The organism is Blochmannia endosymbiont of Camponotus quercicola (genome assembly GCF_059935335.1).
The window spans coordinates 549,540-562,875 of sequence record NZ_CP011794.1 but is presented as its reverse complement, the minus strand read 5'-3'; the positions used below and the strand labels follow the sequence as shown (position 1 = coordinate 562,875).

At 28.7% G+C, this 13,336-nt stretch carries 7 protein-coding genes; 4 read left to right on the top strand and 3 right to left on the bottom strand.

Translation table 11 applies throughout. The features are described 5' to 3' along the window. Positions 1-108: 108 nt before the first annotated feature. Positions 109-1,332: a multidrug efflux MFS transporter MdtH gene (mdtH, locus tag CBquer539_RS02355; protein ID WP_500836277.1), complete on the bottom strand. Its 1,224-nt coding sequence runs from the start codon at positions 1,330-1,332 to the stop codon at positions 109-111. A 615-nt stretch (positions 1,333-1,947) separates the two neighbouring features. Between mdtH and murJ the strand changes: the two genes are divergently transcribed. After that, positions 1,948-3,483: a murein biosynthesis integral membrane protein MurJ gene (gene murJ / locus CBquer539_RS02350; RefSeq protein ID WP_500836276.1), complete on the top strand. Its 1,536-nt coding sequence runs from the start codon at positions 1,948-1,950 to the stop codon at positions 3,481-3,483. A gap of 36 nt (positions 3,484-3,519) precedes the next feature. Here the strand turns inward: murJ and argS are convergent, their stop codons facing one another. Then, complete coding sequence (gene argS, locus CBquer539_RS02345) at positions 3,520-5,265, bottom strand: arginine--tRNA ligase (protein ID WP_500836275.1); 1,746 nt, start codon at positions 5,263-5,265, stop codon at positions 3,520-3,522. A gap of 726 nt (positions 5,266-5,991) precedes the next feature. Here argS and aspS point away from each other — a divergent pair. Further along, complete coding sequence (gene aspS / locus CBquer539_RS02340; protein WP_500836274.1) at positions 5,992-7,716, top strand: aspartate--tRNA ligase; 1,725 nt, start codon at positions 5,992-5,994, stop codon at positions 7,714-7,716. 294 nt (positions 7,717-8,010) lie between these two features. Further along, entirely contained in the window at positions 8,011-9,369 is a 1,359-nt protein-coding gene (gene mepM, locus CBquer539_RS02335) for a murein DD-endopeptidase MepM (protein ID WP_500836273.1), read from the top strand. Positions 9,370-9,511: 142 nt separating this feature from the next. Here mepM and pyk read toward each other — a convergent pair whose 3' ends face one another. After that, positions 9,512-10,963, bottom strand: coding sequence for a pyruvate kinase (gene pyk, locus CBquer539_RS02330; protein ID WP_500836272.1), 1,452 nt, complete (start codon positions 10,961-10,963; stop codon positions 9,512-9,514). 655 nt (positions 10,964-11,618) lie between these two features. Here pyk and zwf point away from each other — a divergent pair. Next, positions 11,619-13,103 (top strand): glucose-6-phosphate dehydrogenase, encoded by a 1,485-nt coding sequence (gene zwf / locus CBquer539_RS02325; RefSeq protein ID WP_500836271.1) that lies wholly within the window; start codon positions 11,619-11,621, stop codon positions 13,101-13,103. The last annotated feature ends 233 nt before the right edge of the window (positions 13,104-13,336 follow it).

Below are 13,336 nucleotides of genomic sequence, written 5' to 3'. Positions count from 1 at the left end.
TGTACGTGTGTATATTGAGTGTAGATGTAAATGTAATGAAATTATTTGTGTAACCTTACGAGCTCAAGTAATTAAAAGTGCTATGTCTTATGTTATTATTTGTATTAGTTATAGCTTACGTTTTTTATTATGATGATTATTGAGTAGAGATTGAAAAGAATAATATTTGAATTGATAATATAATCCTAATAAAGTAATAAGACCTATTATACTTAACACAATCCAAGGTAATTGCGTAAAATTTTGTTCTTTCCCAATGTCATATAACCATCCACTACCGCTATACCCTACAGTACCCCCTACAGCTAAACTTAGTTTGCTAAAACCTATATAGCTACTACGTGCTTTATAATCTGTTAGTAGAGCCCCTAAAGTTTCTCTTGCAGGTTCAGCAATGATAGAACCGATGTAGAATAAACTAATTAAAATTAACAATGTATGTAGATTTTTAACTAATCCAATAGGAAACAAACTAATTATCATAGTTATTAATCCTACCATCAAGCGTGTTTCTAATTTGAAATATTTTTCGCTCCACCAAGTTATAGGCATGATTAATAATAAAGATAAAATTGCTTCCATAATATACATCCATTTTATATACGATAATTGCCCAGATATTTCATGAATGCGAATAGGTAACATCAACATTACTTGAGCTGATAAAATATAATAACCAGTTAGAGTAAAAACATAAATTACAAATCGCTGATTATTGAGTACTTTTTTTATTCCTTCTAATAACGAAGCATGGGAACTAGAAATTTTATATGCAGGTAATCGCCAGGCGTTAAAGATTCCGGCAATAAAAAATAATGTTGCCCCGGTAAAACATACTAATTTAAAATTATATTGTAATAACCATGTACCTAGCACAATGCCTATGATAGCACACATACTATCTTCTAGCATTAATACGGAATAAAATCTCCCTAATTCCCATGGACGTACTAATTTAATGACTAAAGCAGTTCGCGGTGGATCAAATAATGTTCCACCTAGCGCAGATAATGCACATGATAAACACAATAGCATGGGAGTATTTGCAATGCTCATTATAATGAACCCCAAGGTACGCATAAATAATCCAGATACAATCATAGGTTTAGCTCCTAATTTATCAGCAAAGGCGCCGCTAAAAATTCCTAGTCCTTGTTGAATAAATTGTCTTAATCCTAAAGCAAACCCTACTAAAAAAGCTCCCCATCCTAGTTGCTCGACAAAATATATTGAGATAAGTGGAAAAACAACATAAAACCCTATAACTACAAACATATTATCTATAATTAAAAAATATTTACCGAATCTTCTAGCTTTAGATATTGTATACATGAGTCACCGTTTGTGTATTTTGTATACATCATTTGCTTACTGCGTGCATGAAAAAATGTTTTAAAATAATTGTATATTTTTTGTTTTTAAGCACAGCGTAAATTAATATGTATCGTTTATTTTTTTATGAGATATCTGAATATAATAATATTGTGATATTTTTTACGTGTTTATTTTTGTATATGTTATTCCAGCATAATGTTTTAAAGTAGAAGCAATTATATTTATTAGGATTACAAACTATATACAACATTTATGTTTAATTAATCATAACTAATTATTTTTAGTTGAATCAAAGAAAGCATTTGGAATGGTCATTTTGTAAAATATATGGAACAAGGTATATGATTTTTTCTATTAGTCGTTTTTAATAAACATCTGTGCATATGTATTATCGTGCATAAATTATACCAGAGATTATAATAATTGTAATTATATGTGAACTGTATTAGTATTTTAAATGTATGATTTCTAAAAACATTTTGAAATAAATTTTTATTGATAGACTAATTTGAAAATTATATATAAAACTGCTGCAATTTTTCGTAGTTGTAATAACAATCGAGTTTGTGTGTTGTTATATCATGGTAAATTTATAAAAATTTTTAAAGTATAATGAATCTACTAAAATCTTTAACTACAATGAGCTTTATAACTATTTTGTCTCGTATTCTGGGTTTCATTAGAGATACTATTATAGCTCGAATGTTTGGAGTTAATATGATGACAGATGCGTTTTTTATTGCTTTTAAATTGCCCAATTTATTAAGACGCATTTTTGCCGAAGGCGCATTTTATCAAGTTTTCCTTCCTATATTATCAGAATATCAATGTTGCAAAAGTAAAGAAGAAATACAAGTATTTATTTCTAGGGTATCTGGTTTATTAATAGTTACTATAACTATTGTAGTTTTTATTGGATTATTGACAGCGCCTTGGATTATTATGATTACTGCTCCAGGTTTTGATAGTTCTACAGAAAAGTTTATTATGACTACTGCAATGTTTAGAGTGATGTTGCCCTATATTTTGTTAGTGTCATTGACATCGTTAATGGGAGCGATTTTAAATGCTTGTAATTTTTTTTTAGTACCGGCGTTTGCTCCTATTTTTTTAAATATTACCATGATAGGTTTTCTGCTATGTACAGAATATTTATATTTTAATACTCCTGTTATGGGACTGGCGTGGTCAGTTATTGTAGGAGGGATATTACAATGTGTGTATTGTTTGCTATTTGTAAAAAAGATTAATATGTTAGTTATTCCAAAAATAAAATTTTATGACAATAGGGTTTGTAGGATATGTAGATCAATGGTACCCGCTGTGATTGCTGTTTCAAGTGGTCAGATATCATTAGTTATTAATACTATTCTTGCTTCTTTTCTAAAAGATGGATCTATTTCTTGGATGTATTATGCCGATAGATTAATGGAATTACCTATCGGGATTTTTGGTGTGACATTAACTACTATTTTAGTGCCATATTTATCTCGTTTTATCTCTAGCAAAAATTATGAAGATTATTTTTACTTGATGAATTGGGGTATGAGATTATGTTGTATATTAAGTTTACCTAGTGCTGTTATTTTGGGGGTTTTTTCTGAACCTTTAATAGCAACATTGTTTAAGTATGGTAAATTTTTGGAATTTGATGTGTTAATGACACAATATTCTGTAATTGCATATGCAATAGGATTACCTGGGTTGATTTTTACTAAGGTATTAACATCTGGTTTTTATGCACGTCATGATATTAAAACTCCAGTCTATATAGTTGTTATTGTGCTTATTTTCACTCAATTTATAAATTTAGTGTTCATTAATTTATTAAAGCATGTTGTGTTTGCTTTATCTATCAGCTTAGGTGCATGGTTAAATGCAGGGTTGTTGTATTGGAAATTGAGAAAAAAATATTTATTCCAATTACAATCTGGATGGTTATTTTTTTGTGGTCAGTTGATTATTGCTCTGATTGTAGTGTATATGGTATGTTTGGGATTGTTAATGTGTGTATCTGATTGGGATCAAGGGAATATTCTTTATAGATTAATGAAAATGATAGGGACTTTGATATTGGTTAGCAGTAGCTACTGTATAACGTTATGGTGTGTAGGTATGCGTTTAAAAGATTTTATTTTTTTTAAGTAAAGATTTAGAATTAATGTAATACAAATATATTAATTATTACATGTATCTTGCTGTTTTTATTCCTAATAAATTTAATCCTTTTTTTAAGATACGAGCAGTGATTAATGCTAATTTTAATCTACTATATTTTATTTGTGTATTATTTACTTTAATGATGGGACAGTTTTCATAAAACGAGGAAAACAATACAGATAATTTATATAAATAAGCGCATAATATGTGAGGAGTACCTTGATCTGCTACTGTAATAATCGTTTCTTCGAATTGCAGTAAACACGTTGCTAATAATATTTCTTCGTCGGTTTCTAATTGAATATTGTTGTTTTTAAATTGAGAATCAGATTGTTCAGATCGTTTAAATATGGAAATAATCCTAGTGTACGCATATTGTATATAAGGCGCTGTATTTCCTTCAAAATTTAACATATTATCCCAATTAAATGTATAATCTGTAATACGATTTTTTGATAGTTCAGAATATTTAATAGCACCGATACTAATGATATGTGCTAGTTTAGTAATTTCAGTGCGTCCTAAATTAGGATTTTTGTTTAATATTAAACAACGAGCACGTTCTAAGGCTTCATCTAATAATGTTTTTAATTTTAATGAATTTCCGGATCGTGTTTTAAATGGCTTACCATCTTGTCCAAGTAGCATACCACATACGTGATGTTCTAATAACACTGATGTTCCTATATAGCCTGCTTTATTAGCAATTTCCCATGCTTGTATTAGATGTTGTTTTTGACGAGAATCAATATAGTAAATGATTCTATTAGCATGTAGTATCTCACACCGATATTTTATACAAGCAATGTCAGTAGTGCTATATAAATAAGCTCCATCTTTTTTTTGAATAATTACTCCAAAAGGAGCACCGTGTTTGTTGTGATACTTTTCGAGAAGTACTACAGTAGCTCCATTGCTTGTGACAGCTAAACCTTTATTTTTTAAATCTGCTACAATGTTAGGTAGCATATCATTATAAAAACTTTCTCCTATAATGTCGCTTTTTTTTAAAGTAATATTCAATCGCATATATATATTTTGGTTATTCAGTATAGAAATATTTACTAAACGTTGCCATATTTGACGATGATATTTATCACCTTGTTGTAATTTTAGAACATAACTTCGAGATAATTCAGCAAATGTGGGGTCAATATCGTAATTTTTTTTAGCTTCTCGATAAAAATATTCCAGTGTAGATAATTCTACAGTTTTATTCAATAAAAATCCTGGTGGTGCATTTGTCTCAATGTAAGCGATAAGCATACCAAATTGGGTACCCCAGTCTCCTATGTGATTAACTCGAATGACATTATGTCCTAAAAAAGATAAGATACGTGCGATACTATCTCCGATAACAGTTGAACGTAAATGTCCAACGTGCATTTCTTTTGCAACATTAGGGCTGGAATAGTCAATTACAATGGTTTTTGGTATAATTGGGGCTATACCTAAATGAGATACAGAAAAAATACTATTGATTTGATTAGATATCCATTTTGGATGTAAAAATATATTAATAAATCCTGGTTTTTCGATTTTTATTATTTGAGCAATATTATTTAGGGCGATAAATTTTATGATTTTTTTAGCAAGTTCTTCAATAGGTATATTCAATTTTTTAGAGATAGTTATTAATCCATTAATTTGATAGTTTCCAAATATTCTTTTTGTTGATTGTTGTACTTGTATTAAATGGAAAACAGATTCATTCGTGATTGAAAGTAAAGCTCTATGAATTTTTTTTAGTAAAAATTTTTGAATGTTCATATAAACGTTTTAAAAATATATATATTTTTAACACCATGAAATATGTTCTTTTATTTTGACACAAATTGTCACTATATCTTGCAATTGTATAAATATTTTAAGTCTTATTGTATTTATACGATATATTTGCATTACATATTTATAATACTTAAATTTGTTGAATTATTATTGATAAATATATAATTCTTTATTATGTGTATTCTTTATAAAAAAAGAAATAATCAACAATTATTATAACGATAATAAATATGCATATATTTATATATAATTAAACAATTCAATTTTATTTAAATAATAAATATATTGTTTATAGGGTTAGTGTTATTAAAAAAAATTTTTATAAGTTTTGATATATTTATTTGTACTACAATTTTATTGTCCATGTAACTGTATCATAAATACTAATCATCTACAACGATATACGATGTATATCGTTGTAGATGATTAGTATTGTGCATTATTTAGTTTATTATCAAACATTATAATATTGTCTGAAACAGTATAAACAATATAAATCACAGAGGATAATTTGAAAAAGTTTTAATGTAGTGTAGGAAGACCTCCTAATAATGTTTTATTAGACGATTAATATAGTATTATACATGGTGTTGTTAATATGAATTATTGAGAATAAAACATATGTATTTCGTATACATCATAAAATACATATGTTTTTTTGTAAAAAAGATATTATATAATTAGATGTTTACGATTAGAGGTATATATATGCGTACTGCATATTGCGGTCAATTGAATTTATCCCATGTGGGGTTGGAAGTTATATTATGCGGTTGGATTAATAAATATCGTAATTTTGGTAGATTAATTTTTATTGATTTACGTGATAGAGAAGGATGTGTACAGGTTTGTTTTGATCAGCATCAGAACAAAGAAATGTGTATATCTGCTACTAAATTGAAACAAGAATTTTGTATCCAATTAATAGGCATGGTTCGCGCACGACCTGAAAAACAAATTAATAGCAATATGTCTACTGGTGCTATTGAGATAATAGCAAAATCTTTTACTATTCTTAATATCTCTGATCCATTGCCATTGGATATTAATCAAAATAATATTGAAGAAAATAGATTAAAATATCGTTATCTTGATTTAAGGCGCCCAATTATGGTGCATCGAATAAAAACTCGATCTCGTATTATATCAATTATTCACCGTTTTATGGAATTAGAGGGGTTTTTAAACATTGAAACACCGATGTTAACAAAAGTGACTCCAGAAGGGGCACGTGATTATATTGTTCCTAGTCGATTACATACAGGTAAAAATTATGCTTTGCCTCAATCACCTCAAATATTTAAGCAATTGTTAATGGTTTCTGGTTTTGACAGATATTACCAAATTACTAAATGTTTTCGAGATGAAGATTTACGTGCAGATCGTCAACCAGAGTTTACTCAAATAGATATTGAAGCTTCTTTTATGACGACACAAAAAATACGAGAACTTATGGAAATTTTTATTCGTATTATTTGGCGCGAAATTTTAAATGTAGAATTAGGAATATTTCCTCGGTTAACATATTCTGAAGTAATACAGCGTTTTGGATCTGATGCTCCAGATTTGAGAAATCCAATAGAAATGATTGATGTATCGTGTTTATTTAAGTCAATACAGAGTAGATTATCATTTATTAGAATAGATAATATTGATTTTCAAGTAATAGCTATGAAAGTGCCTGATGGTAGGAAATTAACGCAAAGACAAATCGATGAATATATTTATTATTCTAAAAAATGTGGTTTACGAGAATTAATGTGGGTTAGGATTCAGTTGAGTAAAAATGACGCTACTAAAAGAGAGATCCAAGGATCAGCGACTAATTTTTTGGATGAGTTTACGTTAGATACTATTTTAAATAAAACTAATATTACAAATAATGATATTTTATTTATTGGTTTTAGCGATAATAACGATCAAATTATTACAAAAATATTAACCTCTTTAAGATCTAAATTAGGTAATGATCTTTGTTTAGTTAAAAAAGGTTCTTGGGCTCCATTGTGGATAATAGATTTCCCGATGTTTAGAAAGAATAGTCATGGTAAATTTGTATCAATGCATCACATGTTTACTTCTCCAAAAAATTGTGATGTTCAAACTTTAAAGAAAAATCCTTTATTAGTAACTTCAGAAGCTTATGATATGGTGATTAATGGCTGCGAGGTGGGCAGCGGATCAGCTCGTATTCATTCATTTGATGTACAGCAAGTAGTATTTAATATTTTAGGTATTACTGCGAATGAGCAACGGGAAAAATTTGGGTATTTAATGGATGCATTAAAATATGGAGCTCCTCCCCATGCTGGTTTAGCGTTTGGATTGGATCGATTGGTTATGTTGTTGACTGGGTCTAAGAACATTCGAGAAGTAATTGCGTTCCCTAAAACTACAGAAGCGGTAGATTTAATGGCTAATACACCAGATTAATCTGTGTCAAGGGAATTTAGTATTATAATGGTTTTGTATATGTATATCTATTAATTACATACATTAGAAAAAGTGTTTAAGAAGATTATCTCAGATATTTTAAAATATAAAAAATAATCAATAGATTATTGTATTTGCATGTTATTTATTAAAAACTATATAAGTCATATGATTTTTTATTGGAGATAACATTAATATTTAAAGTTATTTTTATTTTTTTATAACATTTTATTTTGATTTCTATCGATAATAATTCTCTTTTTTGTTAGAGATCGTAATATAGGTTATTAATTAGTGTGTAGTCTTATAGTTAGGTTTATTAAGTTGTTATATCGTTATTTATATAAACATTATTTCGTAACGTTATCTGTGTTTCTGCTAATGATTATGATTATGACGATTTGGGAGGTTTTTATTCCGTGTATATTGAATAAAAATAAAAAAAATTCTAACAAGGTATTTCTTATTCCGCGACATGAGTCTTATGAATGTGAAGTTATTAAAAATGGAAGATTTTTTAATGATGTAATAGTAAATTCTGATGTTTTGAAAAAACATTTATATCGTAACAAATTATCTAAAGAAATAAACATATACAATTGTACAGTATCTCAAGATGACGTACTGAGCAAAATTTTAATAGAATATAGTAGTCAAGGCATCGATAGCTCTGATATTACTCTTTTACTGAAACAGTATCCGGTGTTAAAACAAGTAAGAACGGGGCAAATGCTTTCTTGGGTAGTAATTACAAAAAAAAAATTACAATGTTTAATTTGGGGCATTTTTCCTCAGGAAACTCGTGTCTACAATCGCATGCATATTAGTTTTACAGAAGGCATTATTAGAGTTTTGAATCAATTGAATGACGGATTATCTCCTACAATTTTATTTATAGGCGAATTAAGTGGAACATTTATTGACAGCGCTCGTTCTTTAGGTATAGAAGAAAGTTGTATCATAGATATAATTAATGCATTCCAATATCAATTAGATTTTCACAAACTGCATCAAGGAGATAGATTTTCCGTTTTAATATCAATCATGATTAATGATGACCACAGTATTAGAAGCAAATTAATTGGAGCAAGATTATTTACTTCTGGCAAAGACTATTATATTTTTCGCGCAAATAATGGTAAGTTATATGATCGTGAGGCTATAAGATTAGGAAGAAATTTTATACGGTTTCCTACATTAAAACCATTTCGTATATCGTCTAATTTTAATTTAAATAGATTAAATCCTGTAACCGGACAAGTATCTCCTCATGCTGGGGTTGATTTTGCTGTTCCAGTTGGTACTCCTGTTTTATCCGTGGGGGATGGAGAAGTTGTTATCAGCACACATAGTAAAATTGCTGGTAATTATATAGCAATTAAACATAACTGTCATTGTATCACGCGATATATGCATTTGAAAAAGTTGTTAGTTAAACCTGGACAAAAAGTTAAACTAGGCGACCGTATAGCGCTGTCTGGAAATACAGGTCGATCGACAGGTCCTCATTTACATTTTGAAGTATGGATTAATCATCGCCCTGTCAATCCATTGACCACTAAAGCGTTAAATATTGAAAAACTGTTAGGAAATGAACGTACAATATATTTAAATCAAATAAAAGAGATTATTCCTCAACTACGTTTTGATTAAATGTATTTAAATAATTTATAATTTTTTTTTACTAATATAAATCGTTTTGTTTATTTTAGAATTTTTTTATTATGCGCCATAAAGAATAACATATGCATTTTTTTTAATTTAATTTTAAAAAATATTATTTTGAATGGGATAATTATTCCACTTGTAAAATATGACTAGTATTAATTATATTACATTTATTGTGTATATCGTTTTGTATTACAATTACTAATTCTCCAGATAATAAAAATCCTTTGTCGCGTAATAAATTTCCAGCGTATTTAGCGTTTGCTATGTTGTCATCTGTTCGATTAAAATAAATAGGAATGACTCCTTTATAAAGAGTAACTATATTTAAAATGTGCTTGTGTTGGGACAATGCAAAAATGGGTAATCTTGAGTTGATACGGGACATCAATAACGTAGTACTTTCAAATTCGGTTAAAGCAATAACAGCGCTCACCTCTTCTAAGTGGTTAGCAGTATACATCGCCGATACAGCTATAGCTTCTTCTATATTATTAAAATTTTTTTTTTGAATAATATGCGGCGTTAAAAAATTGACGTTTGAAATTTTTTCAGCACCGAGACATACATTAGCCATAGTTGCTACAGTTTCAGATGGGTATTGACCTGTAGCAGTTTCGGCGGATAACATAACTGCATCAGTGCCATCTAATACCGCATTAGCTACATCCATTACTTCTGCGCGAGTAGGCATAGAATTATGAACCATGGACTCCATCATCTGAGTTGCAGTAATAACTGCACGATTAAGAGCACGCGCTCTTTGTATTATTTTTTTCTGCACCCCTACTAAATCTGGTTCTCCAATTTCTACTCCCAAATCTCCTCGTGCTACCATAACTGCGTCTGATGCGTGGATAATATCATCTATTGTTGCATCGGATGCAACTACTTCTGCGCGTTCTATTTTAGAAATAATTTTTGCATGACTACCAGCTTCGATAACCAATTTTCTTGCATAATTCAAATCTATACTACTACGTGGAAATGATATTGCTAGATAGTCAACTCCAATTTGAGCTGCGGTAATAATATCAATTTTATCCTTATCTGTTAATACTTTTGCTGTGAGTCCTCCTCCTAATTTGTTTAGTCCTTTTTTATCAAATAATATACCCCCAATAATTACTTTGGTATATATTTTAGTATTACGGATGTCTGTAATTTTTAACTGAATTCTTCCATCATCTAACAGTAGAAAATCCCCTGGCTGTACGTCTTGTGTGAGTTTTGCATAATCAACGCTTACGCATTTATGATTATCGTTATTGGCTCCCATCATAGTAGTATCCAGCAAAAAAATGTCTCCAGATTTTAAATATATCTTATTACCTTGAAAAGTTGAGATACGAATTTTGGGGCCTTGTAAATCTCCTAGAATAGCAATATATTTATTTAATTTGGAAGCGATTTCGCGTACCTTTTTTGCTCGGATAAAATGTTCTGTTGTTTTTCCATGAGAAAAATTTAGTCGTACTATATTTGCTCCTGAGATAATTATTTTTTCAAGATTGTTATCTTTATCTGTGGAGGGGCCTAAAGTAACGATAATTTTAGTTCTTCTCAATTGTTGTAACATAATAGTTCCTTATATAACTTCAATATAAATAAGAAATATTAAAAGAGTGGTGATTATTAATTATGTTATTAATGTATTACAATTTATGTTATTTTTCATTAAATCTTAATATATCATATGATAACATATGATTATGTATAGAATATTTATTTTAGATATTTATAAATAATTAATGATACTTTTTGTAAATACTAGTAATATTAATGTATTAGAGTCAAATATTATAAATTTATATAATTATTTGTTGATTAGATAAATGCATAGATAATTATAGTGGTGGTAGATATTATTGTCATTAAATATAAATAAAACTATTTGATTATGAATGGACTTATTATACGTAAATTAGTTATTATTATATATTATATGTTTTATAAATGTCCAAGCATATTAGATTTGTAATATGTAGTCTAATTATATATCTTCAAAAATTATGAAAGGTGTACTAAAAATACTCAAATATAAAGATGATGAATATAAATATTATAAATGATGTCTGATTGTTATGGTTTATTGATGTTTATCAACCTAAATTAGGCGGTTTATTCTTATATTCTGATTAACTATAATAGCCTACACTTTATTACATAACCTACCCTATGTATAATGAATGTTAAAACTTATATTCATATAAACAACATATTAGAGAATAAATATGAGAGCTGCATCTGTTACTCAGGCATGTAATTTAATTATTTTTGGAGCTAAAGGTGACTTAACACGTAGAAAATTGTTTCCGTCGTTATATCAATTAGAAAAAATAGGTGCTATTCATCCTGATACACGGATTATAGGGGTAGGTCGTGCAGAATGGAGTCTTGTTATGTATATTGAAAAGGTATACGTTGCTTTAAAAACATTTATGAAAGAGCCTATTGATGAGTCGTTATGGTATGTTTTTAGAGCGCGACTTGATTTTTGTAATTTAGATGTATATCAAACTGAACGATTTGTTTTTTTGTTAGACAAATTAAAAAGTATAGATATGGTAACAATAAATTATCTTGCTATGCCTCCAGATACTTTTGGTGTCATATGTAAAGGATTAAGTACTATTGGTTTAAATAAAAAATCAAATCGTGTAGTTATAGAAAAGCCATTGGGCACTAATTTAGTATCTGCTCGCATCATTAATGCTCAGATATCAGAATATTTTGAAGAAAAACAAATTTATCGCATTGATCATTATTTGGGGAAAGAAACGGTTTTAAATTTGTTGGCATTACGTTTTGCAAATTATTTATTTTCTTCAAATTGGGATAATAACACTATTGATCATGTGCAAATTACTGTAGCAGAAGAAGTAGGTATTGAAGGTCGTTGGAGATATTTTGATGTGATAGGACAAATGCGTGATATGATACAAAGTCATTTATTACAAATTTTGACTATCATAGCCATGTCGCCTCCGGCTAATTTAAGCGCTGATTGTATTAGAGATGAAAAAGTTAAAGTACTTCGTTCGTTGAGGAAAATTGACCATAATAACATACATGATGTTACGGTTCGTGGGCAATATACGTCTGGTTTTATTCAAGGAAAACCAGTTCCAGGTTATTTGGAAGAAAAGGGAGCTAAAGAAAGTAGTAATACTGAGACATTTGTATCTATTTGCGTCAATATAGATGATTGGCGCTGGGCTGGTGTTCCGTTTTACTTGCGTACCGGAAAAAGATTACCGACTAAATTTTCTGAAATTGTAATTTTTTTTAAAAAACCAATGATTAATTTATTCCCCGATTCGTATGAAGATTTACCAAACAATAAGTTAACCATTAGATTACAACCAGATGAAGGCATAGATATTCAAATTTTGAATAAAATACCCGGATTAGGTCATAAGCATAGGTTACAAACTACTAAATTAAATTTGAGTTTTTACAAAACTTTTTGCCCAACACATATAGTTGATGCATACGAGCGTTTGTTATTAGAAACGATGCGTGGAATTCAAGCATTATTTGTTCGTTATGATGAAATAGAAGGAGCTTGGAAATGGGTAGATTCTATTATACAAGCTTGGGAATTGGAAAATGATGCCCCAAAGCTTTATCAAGCTGGTACCTGGGGTCCTATGGATTCTATGAATATGATTGCTAAAGATGGACGTTCTTGGAACGAATACAAATTTCATGCATAATAATTTTTTATGAATATAGTGGTTATTCATTTGTTTAATATTGTTGATTAATAAAATTTTAAAACTGTTATTCTTTTTTTTTGCAAAAGATATTCAATTATAATTGGGTGTTTGAACTTTTAAAACATTAATATAAAAAGTGTATATATTCCATATAAAAGATTCCTTTGAAATTGAAAATTATGCATATAATTAAGTAGTTACCTAATATTTCTATATATTTATTAAAGAGG

What these genes read in the sequence shown, in the direction of transcription:
- mdtH (WP_500836277.1), bottom strand. Translation starts at nt 1,332, where the DNA reads ATGTATACAATATCTAAAGCTAGAAGATTCGGTAAATATTTTTTAATT.
- murJ (WP_500836276.1), top strand. Translation starts at nt 1,948, where the DNA reads ATGAATCTACTAAAATCTTTAACTACAATGAGCTTTATAACTATTTTG.
- argS (WP_500836275.1), bottom strand. Translation starts at nt 5,265, where the DNA reads ATGAACATTCAAAAATTTTTACTAAAAAAAATTCATAGAGCTTTACTT.
- aspS (WP_500836274.1), top strand. Translation starts at nt 5,992, where the DNA reads ATGCGTACTGCATATTGCGGTCAATTGAATTTATCCCATGTGGGGTTG.
- pyk (WP_500836272.1), bottom strand. Translation starts at nt 10,963, where the DNA reads ATGTTACAACAATTGAGAAGAACTAAAATTATCGTTACTTTAGGCCCC.
- zwf (WP_500836271.1), top strand. Translation starts at nt 11,619, where the DNA reads ATGAGAGCTGCATCTGTTACTCAGGCATGTAATTTAATTATTTTTGGA.